Origin of the sequence: Acinetobacter bouvetii DSM 14964 = CIP 107468, from assembly GCF_000368865.1 — a bacterium.
Taxonomy (GTDB): Bacteria; Pseudomonadota; Gammaproteobacteria; order Pseudomonadales; family Moraxellaceae; genus Acinetobacter; species Acinetobacter bouvetii.
Window position 1 is genome coordinate 488,173 of record NZ_KB849725.1, and the last position, 24,671, is coordinate 512,843.

The 24,671-nt window shown below is 46.6% G+C and carries 16 protein-coding genes and 3 pseudogenes; 10 read left to right on the forward strand and 9 right to left on the reverse strand.

From position 1 onward, the window contains the following. The first annotated feature begins 161 nt into the window (after positions 1-161). From tig to F941_RS02390, 4 genes are all read left to right on the forward strand, one after another. A complete protein-coding gene (tig, locus tag F941_RS02375; protein ID WP_005007358.1) occupies positions 162-1,493 on the forward strand; it encodes a trigger factor in 1,332 nt (443 codons plus the stop codon). A gap of 197 nt (positions 1,494-1,690) precedes the next feature. Continuing rightward, positions 1,691-2,296 (forward strand): ATP-dependent Clp endopeptidase proteolytic subunit ClpP, encoded by a 606-nt coding sequence (gene clpP / locus F941_RS02380; protein ID WP_005007362.1) that lies wholly within the window; start codon positions 1,691-1,693, stop codon positions 2,294-2,296. A gap of 29 nt (positions 2,297-2,325) precedes the next feature. Next, on the forward strand, positions 2,326-3,639 hold the full coding sequence (clpX, locus tag F941_RS02385) for an ATP-dependent protease ATP-binding subunit ClpX (protein ID WP_005007363.1): 1,314 nt from the start codon (positions 2,326-2,328) through the stop codon (positions 3,637-3,639). A gap of 163 nt (positions 3,640-3,802) precedes the next feature. Further along, positions 3,803-4,519, forward strand: coding sequence for a DUF2846 domain-containing protein (locus F941_RS02390; RefSeq protein WP_005007364.1), 717 nt, complete (start codon positions 3,803-3,805; stop codon positions 4,517-4,519). Positions 4,520-5,150: 631 nt separating this feature from the next. Here the strand turns inward: F941_RS02390 and F941_RS02395 are convergent. Continuing rightward, positions 5,151-5,693 carry a DUF2059 domain-containing protein gene (locus F941_RS02395; RefSeq protein WP_005007366.1) on the reverse strand — a complete coding sequence of 181 codons (543 nt, stop codon included), beginning with the start codon at positions 5,691-5,693 and terminating at the stop codon, positions 5,151-5,153. A 147-nt stretch (positions 5,694-5,840) separates the two neighbouring features. Then, positions 5,841-7,367 (reverse strand): fumarate hydratase, encoded by a 1,527-nt coding sequence (locus F941_RS02400; RefSeq protein ID WP_005007367.1) that lies wholly within the window; start codon positions 7,365-7,367, stop codon positions 5,841-5,843. A gap of 529 nt (positions 7,368-7,896) precedes the next feature. Between F941_RS02400 and F941_RS02405 the strand changes: the two genes are divergently transcribed. Then, complete coding sequence (locus F941_RS02405; protein WP_005007370.1) at positions 7,897-8,508, forward strand: class I SAM-dependent DNA methyltransferase; 612 nt, start codon at positions 7,897-7,899, stop codon at positions 8,506-8,508. A 65-nt stretch (positions 8,509-8,573) separates the two neighbouring features. Here F941_RS02405 and F941_RS02410 read toward each other — a convergent pair. Further along, a pseudogene (locus tag F941_RS02410) lies at positions 8,574-8,813 on the reverse strand (LysE family translocator); the annotation flags it as partial. 98 nt (positions 8,814-8,911) lie between these two features. On the opposite strand from F941_RS02410, the pseudogene F941_RS02415 reads away from it, so the two are divergent. After that, a pseudogene (locus tag F941_RS02415) lies at positions 8,912-9,543 on the forward strand (LysE family translocator). A 52-nt stretch (positions 9,544-9,595) separates the two neighbouring features. Here the strand turns inward: F941_RS02415 and pta are convergent. The 3 genes from pta to F941_RS02435 all read right to left on the reverse strand — a co-directional run bounded on the left by pta (position 9,596) and on the right by F941_RS02435 (position 15,075). Then, positions 9,596-11,737: a phosphate acetyltransferase gene (pta, locus tag F941_RS02420; RefSeq protein WP_005007375.1), complete on the reverse strand. Its 2,142-nt coding sequence runs from the start codon at positions 11,735-11,737 to the stop codon at positions 9,596-9,598. A gap of 58 nt (positions 11,738-11,795) precedes the next feature. Further along, on the reverse strand, positions 11,796-13,013 hold the full coding sequence (locus F941_RS02425; protein WP_005007377.1) for an acetate/propionate family kinase: 1,218 nt from the start codon (positions 13,011-13,013) through the stop codon (positions 11,796-11,798). 796 nt (positions 13,014-13,809) lie between these two features. Next, the gene (locus tag F941_RS02435) at positions 13,810-15,075 is read right to left on the reverse strand and encodes a glutamate-5-semialdehyde dehydrogenase (protein ID WP_005007380.1); all 1,266 of its coding nucleotides are present in this window, start codon (positions 15,073-15,075) and stop codon (positions 13,810-13,812) included. A 303-nt stretch (positions 15,076-15,378) separates the two neighbouring features. On the opposite strand from F941_RS02435, the gene F941_RS02440 reads away from it, so the two are divergent. Continuing rightward, positions 15,379-16,710: an alpha/beta fold hydrolase gene (locus tag F941_RS02440; protein WP_005007381.1), complete on the forward strand. Its 1,332-nt coding sequence runs from the start codon at positions 15,379-15,381 to the stop codon at positions 16,708-16,710. Between the two features lie 35 nt (positions 16,711-16,745). On the opposite strand, the gene F941_RS02445 is transcribed toward F941_RS02440, so the two are convergent. Both F941_RS02445 and nagZ read right to left on the reverse strand, forming a co-directional pair. Further along, positions 16,746-17,618: a class I SAM-dependent methyltransferase gene (locus F941_RS02445; RefSeq protein ID WP_005007383.1), complete on the reverse strand. Its 873-nt coding sequence runs from the start codon at positions 17,616-17,618 to the stop codon at positions 16,746-16,748. 144 nt (positions 17,619-17,762) lie between these two features. Next, positions 17,763-18,788, reverse strand: a complete 1,026-nt coding sequence (gene nagZ / locus F941_RS02450) for a beta-N-acetylhexosaminidase (RefSeq protein ID WP_005007385.1) — start codon at positions 18,786-18,788, stop codon at positions 17,763-17,765. 199 nt (positions 18,789-18,987) lie between these two features. Here nagZ and F941_RS02455 point away from each other — a divergent pair, with 199 nt between their 5' ends. From F941_RS02455 to F941_RS02465, 3 genes are all read left to right on the forward strand, one after another. After that, positions 18,988-21,189 carry a carboxy terminal-processing peptidase gene (locus tag F941_RS02455; protein ID WP_005007386.1) on the forward strand — a complete coding sequence of 734 codons (2,202 nt, stop codon included), beginning with the start codon at positions 18,988-18,990 and terminating at the stop codon, positions 21,187-21,189. Then, positions 21,189-21,398 (forward strand): hypothetical protein, encoded by a 210-nt coding sequence (locus tag F941_RS02460; RefSeq protein ID WP_005007387.1) that lies wholly within the window; start codon positions 21,189-21,191, stop codon positions 21,396-21,398. Before F941_RS02455 ends, F941_RS02460 begins: the two co-directional genes overlap by 1 nt. A 137-nt stretch (positions 21,399-21,535) precedes the next feature. Continuing rightward, positions 21,536-23,593, forward strand: coding sequence for a putative bifunctional diguanylate cyclase/phosphodiesterase (locus F941_RS02465; protein WP_005007388.1), 2,058 nt, complete (start codon positions 21,536-21,538; stop codon positions 23,591-23,593). Positions 23,594-23,646: 53 nt separating this feature from the next. Here F941_RS02465 and F941_RS02470 read toward each other — a convergent pair. Then, a pseudogene (locus F941_RS02470) lies at positions 23,647-24,575 on the reverse strand (IS5 family transposase). Positions 24,576-24,671 lie beyond the last annotated feature (96 nt).

Sequence of the window (24,671 nt, forward strand, 5' to 3'; positions counted from 1 at the left end):
GAGCCGCAGCGCAGTCCGCGTATGAATTTCAAGGCTTGTGCCGGTGCAGAAAAAATATAAGAAAAATAGGTGCTATAATGCTATTTTGTATATCTTTAAATGTTGTCATATAATATGGCACTTTTTTTAAAACTGTTTATTAACAAAATATCGAGGAAGCCATGCAAGTAACTTCTGAAGCGGTTTCGGGCGTTGCCCGTCGTTTAAATGTATCTGTACCGACGAGCCGTATTAACGAGCAATTTGAAGCTCGTTTGAAACGCACTGCCAAAACTGCGAAGATCAACGGCTTCCGTCCAGGCAAAGTGCCTGTAAACGTTGTCCGCCGTGAATACGGTGCTGGCATCTATCAAGAAGTTGTCAACGACATCATCCGCGACACAGTATTCGAAGCAATTCAGCAAGAAAAAATCAATGCTGTCGGCATGCCGAACATTGACTCAACTGAAATGAAAGATGATGCTTTAGTTTATCAAGCAACTGTTGAAGTTTATCCAGAAGTTGACGTTAAATTCGAAGGCTTGGAAGTTGAACGCAAATCAGCTGAAGTGAACGACAAAGACGTTGATCAAATGATCGAAAACCTTCAAAAGCAGCGCGCTTCTTGGGCTGAAACAAAAGGCATGGCTAAAAAAGACATGCAGGTAACTTTTGATTTTGAAGGTTCTGTTGACGGCGAAAAATTTGAAGGCGGTTCTGCAGAAGACTTTAAACTTGTTTTAGGTTCTGGCCGCATGATCCCGGGCTTCGAAGACGGCATCGTTGGCATGAAGAAAGGCGAAGAGAAAGTTATTGATGTAACTTTCCCTGAAGATTACCAAGCTGAAAACTTGGCGGGTAAATCTGCGCAATTCAAAATTACTGTGAAGCTTGTTGAAAAACAAAAACTTCCAGAAATTGATGCTGAATTCTTAAAAGTTTTCGGTTTGACTGAAGAAGAAGGCATCGAAAAATTAAAAGCTGACGTTCGCAAAAACATGGAACGTGAAGTGAAAAACGGCCTGCGTAACCAAGTGAAAGGCGCGGCTTTCGATGCGCTTGTTGCTGCAAACGAAGTTGAACTTCCAGAAGCAATGCTGGCTCAAGAAATTGACCGTCAGCGTCAGCAAATGATTCAGCAGTTCACGCAGCAGTTTGGTGCTCAAGGCGCTAAAGCATTTGACAGCAGCATGCTTCCAGATGACCTGTTCAAAGAACAAGCTGAGAAATCAGTTAAGCTAGGCGTATTGGTCAGCAAAGTATTGGCTGATGCTAAACTTGAAGTTGATCAGGCGCGTGTTGATGCGTATATCGAAGATATGGCGTCTTCTTACGAAGATCCACAAGAAGTTATTGAATACTTCAATAACGATAAGCAGCAGCGCGCTCAAATCGAATCAGTCATTTTAGAAGACCAGGTTGTAGATCATATCTTGGCGTCTGCTAAAGTAACTGACACTACTGTTAGCTATGAAGACTTATTGAAAGAGCAGCAAGCTCGTCAGCAAGGCTAATCCTTAGCTCAGTAAAAAAAAGGCGCTTTCGGCGCCTTTTTTTATCGGTGCGGCATAATAAAAAATTGTCCTGAATTCACAAAGCTTATGCAAAAAATATCTGTTATTTACTTGGGAACCTTTTGCAATTTCAGCAAATATCCCTCATATTGTGAATTATGGGTTGAGTCACAAAAAATTTAGGAATAAATAAACGTATGTATGTTCCAACAATTGAAAACGCGCTAGTGCCGATGGTGGTAGAGCAATCTTCTCGCGGCGAGCGTTCTTTTGATATTTATTCACGCCTTTTGCGTGAACGCGTCATTTTCTTAACCGGTGAAGTTGAAGACAACATGGCGAACTTAATTGTTGCGCAAATGCTGTTTTTAGAAGCCGAAAACCCAGATAAAGATATTCATCTCTATATCAACTCACCAGGCGGTTCAGTGACTGCCGGTATGGCAATTTACGATACCATGCAGTTTATTAAGCCAGATGTTGTGACTTACTGCATGGGCCAAGCGGCATCTATGGGTGCTTTCCTGCTGAATGCCGGCGCGAAAGGCAAGCGCTATTGCCTTGAAAATGCCCGCGTGATGATTCACCAGCCTTTGGGCGGTTTCCGCGGCCAGGCATCGGATATTGAAATCCATGCGCGCGAAATCCTGTTCATTAAAGAGCGCTTAAACCGCTTAATGGCGGAACACAGCGGTCAAGACTTTGAACGTGTGGCAAAAGATACCGACCGTGACAACTTTATGACTGCGCAGCAGGCAAAAGATTACGGTCTTGTGGACGAAGTTTTATCTAAACGTCCATAAGTTTTAAAGATTTATATATTGGAGTGAATATGTCCGAACATCCTCAAGGACAAAAGCATTGTTCATTTTGCGGTAAAACGCAGTCTGAAGTCGGGAAACTGATTGCAGGTGAGGACGCGTACATCTGTAATGAATGTGTGGACGTATGCCTAGACTTGGTGCAAACCAGCCAGCAAGTTGAATCCAGCGACTGGGCAACCCGCCCATTGCCAAAACCGCATGAAATCCGCGCGGCGCTTGACCAGTATGTGATTGGCCAAGACGTTGCGAAGAAAACGCTTTCGGTTGCGGTGTATAACCATTACAAGCGTTTAAAAGTCAGTACCAGCGGTAAAAAGCCGGAAGACGGTGTTGAGATTTCAAAAAGCAACATCATGCTGGTGGGGCCGACAGGTTCAGGTAAAACCTTGCTGGCTCAAACACTTGCGCGTCTTTTAGATGTTCCGTTCGCCATGGCGGATGCAACTACGCTTACCGAAGCGGGCTATGTGGGTGAAGATGTTGAGAACATTGTTCAAAAACTCCTTCAAAAAGCGGATTACGATGTAGAAAAAGCGCAAAAGGGCATTATCTATATCGATGAAATTGACAAAATTACCCGCAAATCAGAAAACCCGTCGATTACCCGCGATGTATCGGGTGAAGGCGTGCAGCAAGCTTTGCTGAAAATGATTGAAGGCACGGTTGCATCAATTCCGCCGCAGGGCGGCCGCAAGCATCCGCAGCAGGAATTCATTCAAATTGATACCTCCAATATCCTGTTTATCTGCGGCGGCGCATTCTCTGGCCTAGAGAAAATTGTGCAGCAGCGTCAGGAAAAAGGCGGTATTGGCTTTACTGCTGAAGTGCGCAAGAAAGACGAAACGAAAAAACTGTCTGACTTGTTCCGTCAGGTAGAGGCGACTGATTTGGTGAAATTTGGCTTAATTCCAGAGTTCATTGGCCGTTTGCCGGTGATTGCAACCTTGGATGAGCTGGATGAAGATGCTTTGATGCAGATTCTGACTGAACCGAAAAATGCGTTAACCCGTCAGTATGAATACCTGTTCAGCATGGAAAATGTGGACTTGGTCTTTGAAAAAGATGCTTTGCGCGCAGTCGCGAAGAAAGCGCTGGACCGCAATACGGGTGCACGCGGCTTACGTTCTATTTTAGAAAATTCACTGCTGGAAACCATGTACGATTTACCTAGCCGTACAGATGTCGGTACAGTTGTTGTGACTGAAGCGGCGATTAATGGTGAAGCGAAACCCGAGTTTAAAGCAGAGCGCCAGCCTAAAGAACAAAATGAAGAAACCGCGTCAAAAGCAGATTTGAAAGTGATTGATTCAAAATCTGCATAAAACCGCATTTCGTCAGAAACGCGCGCAAATCTAAGATTTGCGCGCGTTTTTTATTTCCAAAAATAAAGCTGAATGTTAATCTCAGCTAGATGGCTGGGATGGCCAGCAGTTTGAAATTTAAAACAATGATTGAAAATAAGAAAAGACGCAGTGAGGGATAGTCATGCGTGGTGTATGTATTGCAATATTGAGCAGCATGATGCTGCTGGGCTGTCATGGAAAATCGTCTCTTGAACAGGAGCCGCATTTGGCTTCAACATTGAAGGATGTCAAGTTTGAGCATGAGCCGGGCATTATGGAACAGTACCGCATAGGGGCTTTTACGATTGGCGGCTGGGTCAATCAAACGCAGGGCAGTCATTTTCAGCCTGTTCAGCCGCAGCATGAACAGGCTGCATTGGTGTATTTGTACCGTCCTGACAGCAAATGGAATAGGCAGGAAATAGTCGCCAGCAGCCTGTTTTTGAACAGTGAGCGCATTCCTAGCCTGCTGAATAATCATTATTATTGGGTTGAATTGCCGGCAGGCCGATACCGTTTATCCAGCAGCCGCCCTTTAGGGATTAACCATTTTCAAAAGCCGAAATATTTGGATTTTACCGTAGAAGCCGGCCAGTCTTATTTTTTGAAATATGATGAAGAAAATTTAACCACAAGGCATGCCATGTCTGGGCCTTTGATCTTGATGCCTGATGCTGTGGGCAGAAATGAGATTGCGTTTACCGAGATGAAATCGGCCAGCTACAACTTTGTTGCAGAAAATCAGCAGAACGGAAAGATGCGAAGAAGCGCGCAGAAAATCAAGCGCACCAAGTATGATCCTTCGACGGATGTGCAGCTGGTGAAGCCGTTTAAGCTTTGGAATCCGCTGACCTGGTAATTTGAGAAAAAGAAGGAGCTCTGCTCTTTCTTTTTCTTTAAGAAGAGCTTGATTGACTTATTCGCTCAATTTTTGATTTTCTAGCCGGCGGTAATTCTTGCACGGATACTCTAGCGTTTTGAATCAAACGGGCCTGACGTTTTTCATGTTTTTGTTGGATGGAAAGCCCCCCCTTTGTTGCTAAAATTTTATCTGCGTTTGGATTTTTTTTGCTGTAACGGTTTAAGCATTAATTGGTTCGATTTCTTTTAGCCTCTTGGGTGTTCTCAATGCGTGGTTATGGATTCTTCTAGCATTTGATGGATTTCAAAACGGCAAGTTCTTTTTTTTGATGTGGTCAGCTGAGTTTTTTGAGCCTGCATCTGGGTATGTTTTCTGCTTGCTGATTTATGGATGGCTGAATTGAGTTTTTTGTAATGCAGTTTGCTTATCAGCGAATGTTCATCATTTCTCAACCGGCTCAATTTTTGCTGGTGATGCAGAAGCTAATTGTTAAGCTGCAAGCGCAGACAATTCTTTGAGTATAGATCGATAGCATAAAGGCTGTTATTTGCAGTTTATCATTTTAATTCAGCTGGTTTTGAGCGGGACATCGGAAGATATAAAGGGGGAGCTGTTTTCTCAGCAGCATTTAATTGCTCAGCAGCAGCGGCTGGAGAATGCTGGCAAGTTTTTCATTAAAGTTTTGCTGGCGCTGGCTGTCATTCATAATGGCGGCGCTCAGCGTCATAGTTTCTTGCAGAATGCTGTTCATCAAGCCGGCGCTTTTTTGATTGATCGATTGCCCCATCGGCGTGCTTAGAAAAGCGATATAGGCTTGGGCTTCTTCTTCGGTAAATGCCTTCTGAAAATTTTTGCGGATCATGTGTAAAAATTGCGGATCACTGACAATAGATTCATTGGTCGCCTGAAGCAGGCGGCTGATTTTGAGCGCCGCATTTTTCTGCTGCTGATTTAGTGTAGAGACCGCTAGATTGGCTTTGAGAATGTCTTCAGCCTGTGTGTCAAAGATAGGGCGAATGTCGCGGCTGGACTGTATGACCATGCTGCTTAAGTTGGATAATTCAATTAAGCGGTTTAATGTGCGGTCCTGTACTGGCTGGGCAAGGGCCGCAGGGCCGAGCAGCAGCAGGCAGCTGAAGAGAAGGGCACGGCTTTGAAAATGAAACTTCATATGATTTCCGCTATTTATTTTTAAGGCTGCTTTCTGGCATATTTTTATTGAGTGGAAAATTTTAGCAGGTCTTTAAATTGGCAAAAAGAATTAAACGACATAATGCAAAAAAGCACCCGTTTGGGTGCTTTTTATACTTCTGGCTGTTTAGCCTGCTACAGCATCAACTACTGGAATTTTACCAATTTTCGCTTGCCAGATTTTTGGAGCAGTGGCGTGAATAGACGTACCGTTGACATCAACAGCAACCGATACAGGCATGTCTTTCACGACAAACTTGTAGATCGCTTCCATGCCTAAATCAGCAAACGCAACCACTTCCGCTTCACGGATCGCTTTAGATACTAAGTATGCAGCGCCGCCGACAGCCATCAGGTAAGTCGCTTTATTGTCTTTAATGGCTTCAACCGCTGCAGGGCCGCGGTCCGCTTTACCAATCATGCCGTAAAGGCCTGTCGCTTCAAGCACTTGGCGGGTAAATTTGTCCATGCGGGTTGCAGTTGTCGGACCCGCAGGGCCAACCACTTCATCACCCACAGGATCGACTGGGCCGACGTAGTAAATGAACTTGCCTTTAAGATCCACTGGCAATTCTTCACCGTTGTTCAACATATCGACCATGCGTTTGTGCGCAGCGTCACGGCCAGTGTAAATTGTGCCGTTAAGAAGCAAAGTGTCGCCTGGCTGCCAAGCGTTCATTTCTTCCTGAGTGAGGCTGTCTAAGTCAACACGTTTAGAGGTTGAAGAATCCCAAGTCACTTCCGGGTAGTCTTCAAGCTTTGGCGCCTGAATATGCGCTACACCTGAACCATCTAATTGGAAATGCGCGTGACGGGTTGCGGCGCAGTTTGGAATCATACCGACTGGCTTGCCCGCAGCGTGGCATGGGTAATCTTTAATTTTGATGTCTAGAACGGTGGTTAAACCGCCTAGGCCTTGCGCGCCAATACCAAGCGCATTTACTTTTTCGAAGATTTCGATACGGAGTTCTTCAAGCTTGCTTTGCGGGCCGCGGCGAAGAAGTTCGTCCATGTCCAGCTCTTCCATCAATGCTTCTTTTGCAAGCATCATGGCTTTTTCTGCAGTACCGCCGATACCGATACCCAGCATGCCTGGTGGACACCAGCCTGCACCCATGGTTGGAACAGTTTTCAGCACCCAGTCCACGATTGAGTCTGATGGGTTCAGCATAGCAAGTTTAGATTTGTTTTCTGAACCGCCGCCTTTTGCCGCTACAGTGATGTCTACTTTGTTGCCTGGAACAAGCTTGTGGTAGATCACAGCAGGCGTGTTGTCTTTGGTATTTTTACGGCCAAAAGCGGGGTCTGCAAGTACAGATGCGCGTAGGATATTTGAGTTTTCTAAGTAGCCTTGGCGGACACCTTCGTTAATCGCGTCGTCTAAGCTCATCGTTAAATCAAATTTAACGTCCATGCCCACTTCAACGAATACGTTGACGATACCGGTATCTTGACAGATCGGACGGTGTCCTTCTGCACACATACGCGAGTTAATTAAGATTTGCGCAATCGCATCTTTTGCGGCTTTGTTTTCTTCACGGTCATACGCGCGGCTCATCGCTTGGATGAAGTCTTGCGGGTGATAGTAAGAAATAAACTGAAGCGCATCTTTTACCGATGTGATCAAGTCATCTTGCTTGATAATAGTTGTCATACAAATATCTCTTGAGCGGGCTGATAGCTAGCGGGCTAAATTATAAGATAAAATGCGAAGGTTGTGGGCGTTTTGCGCGGGCTTTGGGCGAAAGTTTAATATCTGTGCAGCCCTATGGCGGCGCAGCGGCAGCAATTGCATCAAATACGGCACTTTATAGTCATTTTTTATAAAACCTAAGCGGCGAATTCGCAGGAAATAATGCGTTTTTATTTTGTAAATACATGATATTTAATGCAAATTTAAATTAATGGAATGTTTTGTATTTGTCACATAACTGTCATAAAACTTTCGCATAATTGTCACAAATCAAACAGCAGATCATTCAGATGACAATAAGCAGTGTGTTGATGGTTGTCGGCTTTTCAATTTATATCGCCGCAACGTGGATGTACGGACAGAAAGAAGATCAGGCATAACGCTTTATCTTCTTTTTTTATGCCTGAAATTTTTTAACTTTAACAATAAAAAATCCCTTTTCTCTTTTTCCTGTCTTTATACTGATTTTAAACATGCATAGATCCTTGATATGGACAATCAGTCACATCTTGCCAGCAACATTATCGAAATTTATAAAAAACATGGCCGTGCATGGACAGCATTGCGCGGGCAGCATCTATACGAAAAAGGCTGGCTGGATCAGTTTTTGGCATTGCTGCCGCAACAGGCAGAAATTTTAGATTTGGGCTGCGGTTCAGGCAAACCGATTGCGGATTATTTAATTCAGCAAGGGCATTGCATTGTGGGGGTGGACAGCTCAGAGGTGATGATTGAGATGGCGCAGCAGAACTTTCCTGCGCATACATGGCATTTGGCGGATATGCGTGCTGTGCAACTGGATCGGGCATTTCAGGGCATTTTGGCATGGGACAGCTTTTTTCATTTAACGCCGGATGATCAGCGTCAAATGTTCGCGCAATTTGCAGAATGTTCTGCCACAGGAACTGTGCTGATGTTTACGAGCGGCCCGGCAGCCGGCGAGGCCATTGGCGAGATGTTTGGCGATGCTTTATACCATGCCAGTTTGTCTCAGGACGAGTATCGGGGCTTATTGGCGGTGCATGGCTTTGAAGTGCTGAAGATGGCGGCGGAAGATGCTGATTGTGCTGGGCATACGGTGTGGCTGGTGAGAAGGATTTAAAATTTTGTGAAGATAAATATAAAGGATGCTTTCATTTCAGATAATCGGCATTAGAGGATTCGCCTTTTCCATGCAATATAAAACGAGTAGAGCGCGCCAATGAAGGCGATAGAGTGCAAGCCATTGGCTGGCAGCGCTTGCCCCGTATAGCCAAACAGCATGAATAAGATCAGCATAGCGCAGCCGACACCGCTGAAGAAGCCGAATATCTTTCTCCGTTGTCCAGTCAGCCCTGAATTCAGTCCCATAAAATTTACCGGGCCAAGGCTATACATTACGCTTAATGTATAAAGACAAATTTCCATGAAGTGCCCGCTGAAGGCGCTGTAAAGTTTTCAGCGCATACGCTAAGCTCATGTGGAGCGGCTGTATTGTACGTTTGTTTGTGCGGAGGAGGAATGCTGTGATAGAAAATGCGTCAATACTGGGCTTTACTACCATTGCTTTGCTTATGGTGCTGACACCCGGCCCCAATATGCTGTATCTAATTTCAAGATCTATATGCCAAGGCAAAAAGCGGGCTGGATTTCACTTTGCGGCGTCGCCTTAGGTTTTGTGTTTTATATGTTCTGCGCGGCTATGGGCCTTACAGCGCTGCTGTTTGCTGTGCCCTTTGCCTATGATGCAATCCGAATTTTAGGCGCAATATATTTGCTGTGGCTGGCGTGGCAGGCTATATCACTCAAAAACCAGCCAATTTTTCAAGCGGTTCATCTGCAAGCAGACAGCCCTTTAAAGCTTTTTTTGATGGGCTTTTTGACAAATTTGCTGAATCCGAAGATTGCCATGATGTACCTTTCATTGCTGCCGCAATTTATCCGTCCAGAGCAGGGCAGCGTATTTGCACAATCCTTGCAGCTGGGGGCACTGCAAATTTTGATCAGTATTGCGGTGAACGGTTTGATTGTCTATTCAGCTGGCAGCATTGCGCTGTTTCTTAACCAAAAGCCACAGTGGCAAAAAATTCAGAAATGGATGATGGGCACCGTGCTGACTGCTTTAGCGCTGCGCATGCTGGCGGAACAAAAGCATTAAAAAACCACCCAATCTTTCGATTGGATGGCGCTGAGTATTAACTTTTAAAGAATTATTTTGCCGACTGCTGTTCAGACTGAATAGCCGTCAATGCAATGGTAAATACAATATCATCGACCAATGCGCCGCGCGACAAATCATTCACTGGCTTATTCAAGCCTTGCAGCATCGGGCCAACACTCACCACATCGGCAGAGCGCTGAACGGCTTTGTATGTGGTATTGCCGGTATTCAAGTCTGGGAAAATAAATACATTGGCACGGCCAGCCACTTTTGAATCCGGCGCTTTTGAACGGCCGACACTTTCTACTGAAGCGGCATCGTACTGCAATGGGCCGTCAATCAATAAGTCTGGACGGCGTTCTTGCGCAATGCGGGTGGCTTCCGCCACTTTTTCCACATCTGCCCCAGCGCCTGATGTGCCAGTCGAGTAGGAAATCATGGCAATGCGCGGGTCAATGCCAAAGGCTTTAGCAGAGTCTGCGGACTGAATGGCGATTTCTGCCAGTTCAACCGCAGTAGGATCTGGATTAATGGCGCAGTCGCCGTACACATACACTTCATCCGGCAGCAGCATGAAGAATACTGAAGAGACCAATGAGTATTCAGGTGCGGTTTTAATCAGCTGGAATGCGGGGCGGACCGTATTGGCCGTAGTATGCACAGCGCCTGAAACCAAGCCGTCCACTTGATCCAGCGCCAGCATCATGGTGCCGAGCACAACTGTATCCTGCAGCTGCTCACGCGCCTGCAGCTCATTGATTTTGCCTTTGCGCAGTTCAACCATTTTTGCGACATAGTTATCGCGGATCAGGTCAGGATCAATAATTTCCAAGTCATACGGCAGTTCAATGCCGCGCGCTTTCGCGACTTCAACGACAGCTTCCGGTTTTGCCAGCAGAATGCACTGCGCAATGCCGCGTGACTGGCAAATGGCCGCCGCCTGAATGGTGCGCGGTTCATCACCTTCCGGCAGGACAATGCGTTTTTTGGCCGCTATGGATTTTTGCACCAGTTCGTGACGGAAGGCAGAAGGCGATAAGCGCGGCTTATATGAGCCATTGATCAGCTGGGTAATCCATTCAGGATTGAGATGGCTGGAAACAAAACGGGTCACTTGTTCTGCGCGTTCGGTATCATCCACTGGAATTTCATTGCTGAGATTCGCCAGCTCCTGAGCTGTTTCAAAGGTGCTGAGCGGGGTGTGGATAATCGGCAGGCCTTGCTTGATCGCCGTTTGGCAGAAGTTCAGCACGTGCTCATTCGGCTGATGATGTTCAGTTAAGACTAAGCCCGCCAGCGGGATGCCGTTGCTGCTGGCCAAGCTGCTGGCCAGCAATACATCAATACGGTCAGAGGCGCTGATGATCAGTTCGCCTGCAATAAATTTATGCAGTTCATGCTCAATGTTTGATGCAATCAGGCTGCTGTGCAGGACGCGGCGCTGTTTCGCATCGCCTTCATTGATCCAGTGCGCAGAGATGTGCGCCGCTAAATCGGACATGCGCGGTACGCTCAGCGTATTGCTGAAAGGCACTAAGCCAATCACGGGGAAATTTTCAGAACCAATGCTGGCATTCTGCTTTTGCAGCTGTGCGGAAAATTGAGCGGTGTCACTGATCAAGCGCAGGCTTGGGTCAATGGTCACAGGCACTTGCGCAGAATCTTCGGGCAAGCCTTTGGTCCGCATGAACAGGACACCTGCTGTGCGGTCATTGCTGGCCCCGCCAAAATTGCGGACCTGCGCCTCAATTTTTTCTGCTGTCGCTTCAGGATTGCGGATATCCGCTGTGCTGACAATGACCACTTTGGCATCCAGCGCTTTCGCTAGATCAGCATTCAATTCAGAGGCAAAAGCATCGCGGCTGGTCGGCACCAGCCCTTCAACAATAATCAGGTCATGCTTTTTAGCAATTTCACGGTGCAGGCGGACAGCATCTTCAAGCAGTTCGTCATTTTCGTCTTGGCTCAAACGGCGGCAAACGGCGGCATGGCTGATCGGCTCAACGGTTTCATTGTTGAATAAATGGCGGTACAGCGCCGTGGTGCGGTCTGCTGCGGAATGAGTTTCTTGAGAAAACGGTTTTAAAAAACCGGCTTTAATGCCTTGGCATTCCAATGCATAAATTAAGCCTAAGCATGCAGAGGTTAAACCGACGCTTTCTCCAGTTGGCACGAGTAAAATTGTTTTCATAAGCTATCTAAACTAAAAAATAAAAAATTAAACGCGACAGCGTGCTGGAGGCTGCTGCTTAAGCAACAGCCTCTTCCTCCGCTTCAGACTTTTTTGCAGAGGCAGCCTCATGTTCTACAACGTGCTGCGTTTCTTTGGCAATGCGGCCTTCTTCATCCGTTGGAACAACCCAAATTTGCGGGCCAGCGCCGGCATCGATGCGGCCTTCAGTACCGCGTTTCAAGCTGTCATTTTTGTCTTTGCTTAAGTTAAAGCCGAAGTGCGGCAAATACGCTAAAGTTTTTTCACGGATCAGCGCTGAGTTTTCGCCAATGCCGCCAGTGAAGAACAGGCCGTCAATGCGCGGTAGGCCGCAGCTGAGGGCGGCTAAAGATTTGGCTAAGCGGTAGCAGAATACTTCAATCGCCAGCGCGGCATCTTCATTGCCTTGATCAGACGCTTCGATCAGGGTGCGCATGTCATTGGACAGGTCTGACAGGCCCAGCAGGCCAGACTGGCTGTTCAGCATTTTATCAATTTTATAAATATCCCAGCCTAAGTTCGAGGCTAAGAAACTGTGAATGCTTGGATCGACATCGCCGCTGCGGGTGCCCATCACAACGCCTTCCAGCGGCGTTAAGCCCATTGAGGTATCTACGGACTGGCCGTTCCAAATTGCGCAAGTCGAGCTGCCGTTGCCTAAATGCGCTGTCAGCCAGCCGCCTTGCTTAAAGCTGCCCGCCAGTTCAGAGCCGCGTTCTGAAACATAGGCATGGCTGGTGCCATGGAAACCGTAACGGCGCACATTGTGCATAGTGTATAAGAATTTAGGCAGCGCATAGCGGTAAGCGTGCGAAGGCATAGTTTGATGGAATGCGGTATCAAAAACGGCAACTTGCGGCAGTTGTGGGAACAGGCGCATCGTGGCGTCAATACCGACTAAATGCGCTGGGTTGTGCAGCGGGGCAAGCGGCGTTGCTTCGCGGATGCGTTCAATAATTTCAGGCGTCAATAATTCCGCTTTAGTCAATGTGCCGCCGTGAACCACACGGTGGCCAATGGCTTGCGGGTTATGATGCGATAAGCGTTCTAAAATAATTTCCAGCGCTTTTTCATGGTCGGCATTTGGAATAGACAGCTCAAGTTCAGCACCGCCAGTGGTAATGCCTTTAATTCGGGCTTCAGCTGAGCCTAAGTTCTCAGCCAAGCCAAAGATACGGTCTTCACGACGTTCAGAAACCAACGCATATTTAATTGAAGATGAACCGCAGTTAATTACTAATACTGATGTAGACACGTTTTTTTACCCGAATTCTAATTAAAGTACTTATCCATGCTGTGATCTGAACGCAGTGCTTTTTTGGTGCAATTTAGATCAGTAATAATGTTTTAACACGGGTTGTTTTTCTGTCCTAGATAGACTTTAGGAGATTAGACTTAAGCACTATCGACCCATTTGCTAATAATAATTAAAATTTATCAGTTCATAGTTTTCATTTATTAATGAAATAGTCCTATAAGATCAAATGCTTTGAACTGCGAATAAATACCATAACATACTGATCTGCTGTATTAATAAAAACCATACAAAAAATATGGCTTTTATGCTTAATTTGTAATCAATGTCAATCACATAGGCAATCAGCGCGAATATAAAGAAAATGGACAGCATTCATGCCAAGCCCTGCAACGTTTCAATCACTGTGCAGTCAGTTTTCAGTACCGAGCGCTCTTGCATCCGTCCAATCATGCTTTTTTTTCACTGCCTGCATCAGTGAGTGGCGTAATAGCTTCTCCATCTTATAAATTCGGATGCCTGAAGATGTTCCGGTCAATATGCTAGAAAATTGGGTGTATTTGGCCCATGCTTCATGAATCAGCGCGCATGAGATGCCAAGAGTCAGGACAAAGCTGCTGACATTAAGCAATCAAACAGAGCAAATCCTGAATTATTCTTCTGATTTTAATGGCAGCAAATGTTTGCCAATGTTTCTGCAGTCAAGAAGTTTTGCTTGAGGACGGCTGTTTGAGAAAAAATAAAGCCCCGCAGGCGGGGCTTGTATTGATATTTTATTCAGGATCAAAATCGGCGCTTAATGGCGGATTTGACCATCGCCAAACACGATCCATTTCTGAGAGGTGAGGCCTTCTAGCCCTACAGGGCCGCGGGCATGGATTTTGTCTGTAGAAATCCCGATTTCAGCGCCTAGGCCATATTCAAAACCGTCCGCAAAGCGGGTAGAGGCGTTGATCATCACTGAACTTGAGTCCACAGCCGCCAGGAACTTGCGCGCTAAGCTGTAGTTTTCAGTGATGATGGCATCGGTATGGTGCGAGCCGTATTTGTTGATATGATCGATGGCTTCATCTATGCCGCTGACGACTTTAATGGCTAAAATTGGCCCCAAATATTCGGTATACCAATCCTCTTCCGTAGCTGTAACCACATGTCCGCCTAAAATGCGCCGGGTTTCAGCGCAGCCGCGCAGCTCAACTTGTTTCTCTGCATACAGCTCGGCAATGCTCGGCAGAAATTCTTCTGCGACTTTTTCATCAACCAATAATGTTTCCATGGCATTGCAGACGCCATAGCGGTGCGTTTTGGCATTCAGCGCAATCGGCAGCGCCTTCTGCAAATCCGCCTGTGCCTCGATATAGACATGGCAGTTGCCGTCTAAATGCTTAATCACCGGCACACGCGCTTCTTCGGTAATGCGTTCAATCAGGCCTTTGCCGCCGCGCGGCACAATCACATCGACATATTCAGGCATGGTGATCAGCTGGCCGACTGCAGCGCGGTCTGCGGTATTAATCACCTGAACTGAATTTTCAGGCAAGCCGGATGCTTTTAAGCCATGCTGAATAGCGTCGGCAATCGCTTGGTTGGATTCCAGCGCTTCTGATCCGCCGCGCAGAATAATGGCATTGCCGGATTTCAGTGCCAGTGATGCCGCTTCTAAAGTCACGTTTGGTCGCGACTCGTAAATCATGCCGACCACACCTAAAGGCACGCGCATTTTGCCCAGCTGAATGCCAGTAGGGCGGTATGCCATATCGGTTATTTCGCCAATGGGGTCTTTGAGGCCGATCACATCTTTCAAGCCCTGCAGCATGCCTTTAAAGCGTGCGGGGGTCAGTTCTAAGCGATCAAGCAGGGCGCTGTCCAAATGATTGCTGTGTGCTTTCGCCATATCCATCTGGTTGGCTGCTAAAATGGCCGCTTCGCTGTTTTGCAAAGCCGTATAAATAGCGGAAAGCGCATTGTTTTTGGATTCAGTAGAAGCACTGGCTAACACGCGAGATGCTTGGCGTGCCTGTTGTCCTACCGTTTGCATGTATTGTTCAATAGACTGTTGCATAGCGGTTTGATCACTTAGAAATTTCCATTTGATATTAACAGCCTCTCACGGGACAATGAAGCATTTGCGCTGATATTTAGAGCTTATTTAAAAAGCGCATTCACATTTTGCAATTGTTTTCATGCAGAAAGCGGATGAGTGGCGGCAATAGCAGTTGCGTGTAAAATCATCTCCTGTATAGAATGAAACGATACTGACATTGACGTCATACAAATAAAGACAAAAGAGCAGGATGCTTGCTGCAGGCAGCTCTGATTATTTTTTCTTGCACAATAAAAATAAGGCAAGGATGGAGGAGGGAATATGAATTCCATTATCCAAATGGATCAGGAAGTACACGGCGGAAACACCCAGTACAGTTTTTTTGACCTGTATGATCGAGACAGCTTTAAACAGCCGGCTCGAACAACATGGATCAATGGCTGGAAAGTTGAATATATGGCAATCGCCCGGCCAGAAACCTTGCATATGACCCCAATGGTGATTATTGGCGGGGCATTTCAAAATTTCAATTCCTATAAATATTGTGTTGAACAGCTCTTCGCTGCCGGGCCGATTGTTCTCATTGACTTGCCGTCTATGGGCGCCAATCAGCAAATCAGCAATGTCGACAGCGGTGTTTCAGCAGGCGTCTTAGAGCTGGAAGATTTAGCCGGCATGCTGGGCACTTGGCTGGATCTGGTCGGCCTGCAGAAAGTCGCAGTTTTGGGCATGTCTTTGGGGTCTGTGGTGGCATCCTGTTTAGCGCATCAGCGCCCAGAACTGGTTGAGCGCATGATTTTGATGGGCGTGATGCAGAAAACCCGCAAAAGCTGGCGCATGCTGCTGGAAGAGTCATTATATTTAATGAAAGAGCAGCGCATGGACGAATTCGGCCAGGCAGTGATTCTGTATCTGGTCAATCATGCCAAAATGGATCTGACCCGCATGTCGCCGACGGCCAAGCGTTTATTCTTCCGCCAGATGGCCGAGTTTACCGCGACAGAGCAGGAGCGCTATGACATCAACTGCAACCGCCTGCTGCGCCTGACCAATGTGCCGATTCCAGCGTGCGATGTGCTGGTTGCCTGCGGCCAGTATGACAGCTTTACGCTGCCGCATGAAAATGCCAATTTTGCGCTGCAGTGCCCGAATATGCAGTTTGCGATGATTGCCAATGCAGACCATGTGCCGCAGCTGCAGCGCCGCAAAGAAACCATGAATTTATTCGCCACCTATTTGCGCGGCGAGTCCATTCAAAATCTGGATGGCATTCTGCCCATGAGCCGTGAGCAGATGGCAAATATAGAACGGCGCGGGGAACAGCGCATCGAGGTGCAGGATGCCTCTACGCAGTTAAGCCACCGCCATTCCGATTTAAGCATGAGTGCTGAAATTTTAGATTTGAACTATTTCGGCGTGCTGTTGAGTGTCGAGAATGATGCAGCCGCAGCACAGGCGGCGCAATATCCGCGGGATTTGGCGCTGCATCTGCGGGATCAGGACGGTGAATTTAAGATTGAATGCCTGATTTTTGAAAGCGCTGGAGCGCAATTGCGCGCTTTATTCAAGCATGGCAGTTTTGATGTTGCAGAGCGCCTGCTGCGCTTTGTGCAGTGGCAAAAAGAACAGATGCATTTACTGGAAGCGGTTTAAATCTTCCTTATCTATATAAAATCAAAAAAACAGCGTTATGAACGCTGTTTTTTTACGGCTGCATGAATGACCCAGACTAAATCACCGCCGTGTTCCTCTGGGTTTTGGAATGAAATCAGATTGCTGTCAGCAGCATTTTGAAAAAATGCAGTCGGCTGAATCACATCGACGAGGCCGAATCCGGCATTGCCAAAAAAGGTTTGAATTTCTGAAGGGTTGATAAAATGAAAAGTAAATGAGCTGCGTGACATGACTTTCAGCAGCTTGCTGCTGGTCCAAATAAAATTCGCCAATTTATTTTTGACGGGTTCTGGGTAAATATCGGTCAGGTAATGCAGCTCTGTAAACTCCTGTCCATATTCGGTAATGCCCTGCAGCAGTTTATTCAGCATGGATTTGTCAAAATAATTGATCAGCCCCTCGCTGATGATCGCCAGCGGGCGGCTGGTGTCAAAGCCTAGAAAAATTTTTTCAAAATCCTGCGTGAAAATGTCGGCGGTCAGTACTTCCGGCGCTTGAGCATCCAGCTGCTGCAGCGCACGGGTTTTAATTTTTGCCATTTCAGGCAAATCCAGTTCGCGGTAGTGAATATTGGGAAATTTTTGCCGGAAGTTCCAGCTGCGCGGCGATAAGCCGCTGGCGATTTCTAAAACTTGCACATCCGGGCGCTGCTGTATTAAATCGGTCAGCTGCCGATCAATGATGCTGTGGCGCTGTTTTAATGTCGTGCGCATGCTGCCGCCGACATGTTTTTCGGCCCAGCTTTCCAGCGGATGCAGGATTTTGGCCAAAAACTTGCCTTTGCCCGTGGCAAATACAGGGTGGGAAATGCCCATGCTGTACCAAATATAGCCGGTATAATGTGCGGTAAATGAAATGTGCCGATGTTCAGATAAGTTTTGCGCCATAACCATTAAGCCTTAGATATTCTTTTAATCCTTTGGATTTTTTTAATTTTCATTGTACTGCAGTATGCCTGCTGTTTTGATCATCATAATCAAAAAGGAACACGATGTCGTGTTCCTTTTAATGAATTTTAACGCGCTGCCGCTTTAAGCGCTGAACTGGCCTTTGAACTCTAAAATGCGGTCACGGGTCCGCGCCCAATCTTGACCTAAGTCCAGCTGCTGGCCAACGTTCAATGCAGGAATTTGACCGCGCATGCGCTCCAGTCGCTGCTGATTCGGCATTGGCAGATTGGCAATGCCTTCTAAGGCGGTGCAGGCGGATTCACGGTTATTGCACACCAAGCCCATGTCACAGCCCGCATTTAATGCCGCTTGGATGCGGGCATCTGCGCCGCCCGCTACACAGGCCGCCTGCATGCTGAGGTCATCAGAGAACAAGACGCCGTCAAATTTCAATTCGCTGCGCAGCACCTGCTGAATCCAATACGGAGAAAATCCAGCAGGATTGGGATCAATCTGATCGTAAATAACATGCGCAGGCATCAGCGCATCCAGCTGCGGCATCAGCTGAATAAAGCTTTGCATGTCTTTTTGGTAAATTTCATCATAGCTGCGCGAGTCGACGGCCGCGGCCACATGCGAATCCGCTTTGACTGAGCCGTGTCCAGGGAAATGCTTGCCGGTGGATGCCATGCCCGCGCGTTTCATGCCTTTCAGGAAAGCGCTGGCCAGCGGAATAATATCCTGCATGTTTTTGGCAAAGCTGCGGTCGCCAATCACATCGCTGATGTCATTCAGGTCTAAAACTGGAGCAAAACTGAAATCAATGCCGACCGCTAAAACTTCAGCAGCCATCAGCCAGCCGCATTGCTCTGCCAGTTCAACTGCTTTTTCAGGCTGGCTTAAGTAAAGTTCGCCAAACTTGCCCATAGCAGGCAGCAGGGTAAAGCCGTTTTTTAAGCGCTGTACGCGTCCGCCTTCCTGATCAACTGCGATTAATATATCCGGACGGATTTGGCGCATATGATCGGTTAAAGCGCGCACTTGTTCTGGCGACTCGATATTTCGGCCAAATAAAATCATGCCGCCGACTTGCGGAGCCTGCAATAGTTCAATATCTTCTTGATTAAGTTCTGTGCCAGCAATGTCGAGCATTAATGCGCCAATCATATTTGGGCTCCGTGTTGGAATTTTTAGGGAAAAACAATACCTGAATTCTGCAATGTTTTGCTACACTTTGTCAGCACAGATTATGATAAAACTACACGACATAAACAGATTAAGTCATTTAAGATTTTGAAAATATTCAGCTCAAGTCAAAAAATGACACGGCAATTTGGTTAGAAGACCAAGGAAGTACGACATATTTATGAAACTTCAAAGTATCGCTTGCGCCGTTGCCCTAGCAACGGGCGGTTTATTTTTTACTCATGTTGTAAATGAGGCAATTGCTGCGGAAACTGCGGCAACCGCTGCTTCAAATACAATTCAGCCTTCACAAGAGCAAGCTTTGGTTTCCCGTCAACTGGCAACCTTGGTGGACCGTCAGCATTATCTGAATCAGCGTTTGGATGCGAATACCTCCAACCGGATTTTAGACTTTTATATCGACAGCCTCGATCCTGAACATACGCTGTTTTTAGCTTCGGAAGTGGCAGATTATAAAAAGCGTTTCGGTGCAAATTTTGGCGCAAATTTAAAAGCGGGCGATTTGTCCGGCCCATATGAAATTCACGCGCAGTACCGTGCGCGTTTAAAGCAGTTTTATAGCCATATGCTGGCGGAACTGAAAAAACCGCAGAATCTGAATCAGCCGAATGCATTTATTGAAACGGACCGTGAAAAAGCCCCATTCTTTAAATCTGAAGCGGAGCAGTGCGCGCATTGGAATAAAATGCTGGTGTCACAGCTGATCAATTTAAACATCAGCAAACAGGAAGAGCAGGCGAAGCAAAAAGCGCTGAAAGATGATCCTGGATTAGCCAATGGGCAGGATTTGACTGGCCCAGAAGATTTAACGCCGGTTCAAACACTGACCAAGCGCTTTACCCGCCAGCTGGAGCGCGTCAGCCGCTTGAAGAGCGATGATGTGCTGGATAAAACGCTGAATGCCATGATGCTGACTTATGATCCGCACAGCAATTATTTCCCGCCCGTGGACGCCATGGAGCTGAACCGTCAAACCACGCTGCAGCTGGAAGGCGTTGGGGTATCTATCCGTCCGGACCGCGGCAATGAAGACTACACCAAAATTGAAACCATTGTAGAGGGCGGCCCAGCCAGCAAGTCAGGCCAGGTGAAAGCGGGTGACCGCATCATTGGTGTGGCGCAGGATGGCGACAAGATGGTGGATGTCATTGGCTGGCCGAGCAATGAAATTGTTGGCTTAATCCGCGGCAAGCGCGGCACTAAAGTCACTCTGCGCTTACTTGGAGCCGGCGCATCAATGAGCCAGGCGCGCAATGTGACCATTGTTCGGGATGTGATTCAAGAAGAAGATGCCGGTGTGCGCTCACGGATTGTGGAAATTGAACGTGATGGCAAAAAATATAAATTCGGCGTTTTGGAAATTCCATCCTTCTATCTGAATTACCGTGCGCGCCGCGCAGGCGCGGAATACCGCTCAGTTTCGGAAGACACCAACAAAGCGCTGAAATCACTGGCGGCGCAAAATGTGGAAGGGATTATTGTGGACTTGCGCAATAATCCAGGCGGTTCGCTGGATGAAGTGGTGCGCATGCTGGGGCAAGTGATTAAATCCGGCCCGGCAGTTCAGATACGTGATGGGAACGGCACGGTCAGTGTATTGGAAGATGATGACGGCGGCGCGCAAACTTATGCTGGCCCATTGGCGGTATTGATTAACTTGGCATCGGCGTCGGCCAGTGAAATTTATTCTGCGGCGATTCAGGATTATGAGCGCGGCATTGTCATTGGCAGCACCACGACGGGTAAAGGAACAGCGCAAGTGCAGCTGGATAGCTTGGCTTATGGGCAGGCGACATTGACGCAGCGTAAATTCTACCGTGTCACAGGCGGCAGCACGCAAAACAAAGGCGTGGTGCCGGACATTAAGCTGGTGGATATTTACAATGACGAATTTGGCGAACGTAAATCGAAAAATGCCTTGAAATGGGATACGATTCCGACAGCGCCGTTTAAGCGCGAAGGCTCGATTCAGAATTATGTGCCGGATCTGGTGAAATCATCGCAGCAGCGCGTCAGCCTAAATCCTCAGTTTAAGTATTTGGAACAGCGGACAGCGCTGGCGAAAAAAGCTGATGAGCAGAAGCAGGTCGTGCTGGATCTGCAAAAGCGCAAAGCGGAATTGCTGGACATGGAGCAAAAAACGCTGGCATCAGAAAATGAACGCCGTAAAGCAACAGGCCTAAAACCGTTCAGCAATTGGGAAAGCTATCAGGCTTCAATGGATGCGCTGGTGGAAACCCGCGCGAAAATGAAGGCGAATCAGCGCCCTGCATTGCCGGAAGATGAGGCTTTTGTGAATGAAGCGGCGAGTGTGCTTTTGGACTATGCCAAACTTCAAGGTGCGGCAAAAGCAGCGCCTTAATGCCATCTTTGGATTTTTTTGAAAACCAGCAAGCTTTGGCGAGCTGGTTTTTTTATGCCGGCGTTATTTTTGAGCAAAAAAATCAGCTCAGGATAAGGCAGATGAATCGGGAATATGGCTGCGTTTTTTGTGTTTTAGTGATTGATATGGAAGTTTTTTTTATAAAACTGACCAGCCTCTGCAAAACATGGAAGAAATACTTGACCTAAGCATGAGAGTATAAGATTCTAGGTTAATTATTTTTTGCCGATAACTTTTTTTAAAATTTTTTAAGGCAATCAACCTAAAAATACCGGTCATTTAAATTGAACAAAATAACAGTAAAGGCTTGTGCGGAATCTTCTTTATGACGCATGTACATTATGATTACAGTCTTGTATTGGTCTCGGCTATCGTTGCATTGCTGGCATGTTATTTTGCTGTTTCTGTAGAACAGACATTATTCCGCGGCTCCCGGCCTAAATATGAATGGCTGATTTTAATTTGCAGCGGCGCGCTTTTGGGGGCGGCGATTTGGTGCATGCATTTTGTGGCTATCATGGCAAGCCAAATGCCCGGCATGCAATCTTTTCATTTAGGCTTAAGCCTCGTTTCGTATTTAATCGCCTTTGCCGCATCGGTTTTTGCTATTTGGCTGACCACCCGCTTTACCCTGCCGTTATTCCGTTTGACTTTAGGCGCTGTATTGATGGGGCTGGGCATTTCAGGCATGCACTATACGGGCATGCTAGCTTTGAATATACAAGGTTATGAAGTCCGCTATGAACCTGTCTTGGCCATTTGTTCAATACTGATCGCGATAGGCGGTTCATGGATTGCCTTTTTGCTGGCTTTCCGCAATAAGCATGCACGCCACTTTAGAATGGCATTAAAGTTCGCAATCGCATTTACTTTAACGATGACCATTGTTGTTATGCATTATACCGGCATGGCTGCCATGAGTTTTATTCCCGTGAATCCTGCTGCGCATGTAGAGCAGGCAACAGGCTTTGATCTGCAGCTGTTGACCGTTATCTTTATGACCTGTTTGATTTTAGGCGTTGCATTTTGCGTGGCGATGCTGGAGCGCCGCTTAGAAGAGCGCAGCCGGCAGCTGACCAAAGCCAATCGGGAGCTGGCCAATTTAGCTGTCCAGGATAATTTAACTAAACTGCCAAACCGGCTGTTTCTTGCTGAGTATGCGCATTTTTTGTTTACCGATCAGCGCTATCAAAAGGATCAGATTGCTTTTCTTTATATCGATTTAGACCGCTTTAAGGCGGTGAATGATGTATTTGGGCATCATGTGGGAGACCAGCTGCTGATTCAGCTGGCCAATCGTTTGCACCGCCTTTTAGATGAGCATTCAAAGCTTTTGCGTATTGGCGGTGATGAATTTTTGATGGTGCTGGAAAGCGCGACCTCGGAGAAGGCATCTGCAGTTGCAGAGAAAATTTTGGAATTGATACAGGACAGTTTTTTAATTGCGGGCAAAGAAATCAATGTATCCGGCAGCATCGGCATTGCCATGTACCCTGAGCATGGCAGCAATTTGCAGGATCTGCTGATCAATGCGGATGCCGCTATGCTGACATCCAAAGATCAGGGGCGGAATACCTTTTCTTTATTTTGCTACAGTTCAGATCAAAATGAAGCCAAGAGTCAAACCAAGCTGATTAATGACCTGTATAAAGCGGTAGAAGATCAGCAATTTGTGCTGTTTTATCAGCCAAAATTTAAAGCCTGCGAACGTGGAATTTGCGGCGTAGAGGCGCTGATCCGCTGGAAGCATCCGAGCCTCGGCATGCTGACGCCGAATATGTTTATCCGCGGGGCGGAAAAGACCGGGCTGATTATCCGGATGGGCTATTGGGCGCTGGAAGAAGCGTGCAAGCAAATTAAAGCCTGGGAACATACGCATCCGCATTTTTTACCGATTTCCGTCAATTTATCCGCCATTCAGTTTGAGCATAAATACCTGTTTGCAACCTTGGAAGCCCTGCTGAGCAAGTATAAGGTCGACTCCAGCTATTTGATGATTGAAATTACAGAATCGACGGCAATGCACCATATTGAAAATAGCATCCGGACCTTGGAGCGCTTGCGTCAAATGGGAATCAAACTGGCAATTGATGATTTTGGCACGGGGCATTCCAGCTTTTTATATCTGAAGAATTTGCCAGTGGACGAACTGAAAATTGATAAAGAATTTATTTATGATTTAACGCCGAATTCTAAGGAAGAAATGATTTTGGAAAGCATCATTCAGCTGGCGATTAAGCTTGGGCTGGTGGTGACTGCAGAGGGCGTTGAAACCCCGCTGCAAGCTGAGATTTTGACCCGTTTGGGCTGTCAGCAGCTGCAGGGCTATCTTCTGGGGCTGCCTGTAGGCGTCGTGCGCTTAGAAGCGTCTGAATACCTTTAAATTCAGAAAAAGGCATAGTTGCACAATGGTTTAAGAGCAAAGGTTACTTAAATTTAAGTGATAACTAGGGTATGAAGGTCACCTAATTCAGTGAATTTATTTTGGACTATTGCACGTGCATGCATCTCATTGACTTGGCTTTGAAAGCTCCTTGCATTCAGTTTATCGCCTAATAATTTGATGCAATGCATTTTGGTTTCTACTCAGCTTCGGCGATGATAGCCTGACCAGTTTTTCCATGTTGTCCTACCTAAATGTTTTAACCGTTCGAAGCAGTTCATTTCTTTCAAGTGATCTTATTCTTTTAGCTTTCCAAGGCTTAGAATTTTTCGAGTTGGAAGGATTGCATGCGTTTGTCGATCTGAGATGACTTGACGACATTGTTTTGCATCGTAAGCACCATCCCGTATAGATGGAATCAACTTGCTCATCTTTTGGAATCTGAGCAAGTAAATCATTCACATTATTTGTATTGAATTGAACAGCTCGTATTTTTAAGGTTTTAGCATCGATACCAAGATGTAGCTTTTGCCCTTGGCGACGGTATTCAGATTGAGGTTTCTTATGTTTCCACTCTCCTTTACTCAGCAATTTTAAACCTTGCGAATCAGTGCTTTTCATATCTACGCATAGATGAAGTTCACCTCTTTTTTTTGATGGCTAATTGCAATATTGATATGTTTTTGTCTCCGATAAAGGGCCGGGCAATCTAGTGCAGCCCAATTTAAATTGCAAAGCTTAATCAGACTTTGAACAGAACCTGTGACCATGCGCAAAGAGCATCGAAATAGAGGTTGAATTATTAGGCAGCATCGGAGGGGTGTATCTGAGTCAGTCTGATTTCTGCGATGTTTAGCACGTAATAGCGAATACCGTTTGGTATTGGGATCAAACCAAATCGAGGTGTTTCCACGATTAATCAAAGCTTGGCTGTAAGAGGCCAATTAAGAGCGAAATAAATTGTAGATGCAGGTTCATTTATTCAGAAATTATAGAGCGGCCCAGACTAGTAGCGCAGGGTTGAGCAGCAAGGCCCCTGGGAACACGAATATCCAATGCAAAGTCGCGGTTAGAAGGC

Bases quoted from the DNA above. Each gene is read 5' to 3' on its own strand.
- tig (WP_005007358.1), top strand. From the start codon at position 162: ATGCAAGTAACTTCTGAAGCGGTTTCGGGCGTTGCCCGTCGTTTAAAT.
- clpP (WP_005007362.1), top strand. From the start codon at position 1,691: ATGTATGTTCCAACAATTGAAAACGCGCTAGTGCCGATGGTGGTAGAG.
- clpX (WP_005007363.1), top strand. From the start codon at position 2,326: ATGTCCGAACATCCTCAAGGACAAAAGCATTGTTCATTTTGCGGTAAA.
- F941_RS02390 (WP_005007364.1), top strand. From the start codon at position 3,803: ATGCGTGGTGTATGTATTGCAATATTGAGCAGCATGATGCTGCTGGGC.
- F941_RS02395 (WP_005007366.1), bottom strand. From the start codon at position 5,693: ATGAAGTTTCATTTTCAAAGCCGTGCCCTTCTCTTCAGCTGCCTGCTG.
- F941_RS02400 (WP_005007367.1), bottom strand. From the start codon at position 7,367: ATGACAACTATTATCAAGCAAGATGACTTGATCACATCGGTAAAAGAT.
- F941_RS02405 (WP_005007370.1), top strand. From the start codon at position 7,897: ATGGACAATCAGTCACATCTTGCCAGCAACATTATCGAAATTTATAAA.
- pta (WP_005007375.1), bottom strand. From the start codon at position 11,737: ATGAAAACAATTTTACTCGTGCCAACTGGAGAAAGCGTCGGTTTAACC.
- F941_RS02435 (WP_005007380.1), bottom strand. From the start codon at position 15,075: ATGCAACAGTCTATTGAACAATACATGCAAACGGTAGGACAACAGGCA.
- F941_RS02440 (WP_005007381.1), top strand. From the start codon at position 15,379: ATGAATTCCATTATCCAAATGGATCAGGAAGTACACGGCGGAAACACC.
- F941_RS02445 (WP_005007383.1), bottom strand. From the start codon at position 17,618: ATGGCGCAAAACTTATCTGAACATCGGCACATTTCATTTACCGCACAT.
- nagZ (WP_005007385.1), bottom strand. From the start codon at position 18,788: ATGATTGGCGCATTAATGCTCGACATTGCTGGCACAGAACTTAATCAA.
- F941_RS02455 (WP_005007386.1), top strand. From the start codon at position 18,988: ATGAAACTTCAAAGTATCGCTTGCGCCGTTGCCCTAGCAACGGGCGGT.
- F941_RS02460 (WP_005007387.1), top strand. From the start codon at position 21,189: ATGCCATCTTTGGATTTTTTTGAAAACCAGCAAGCTTTGGCGAGCTGG.
- F941_RS02465 (WP_005007388.1), top strand. From the start codon at position 21,536: ATGACGCATGTACATTATGATTACAGTCTTGTATTGGTCTCGGCTATC.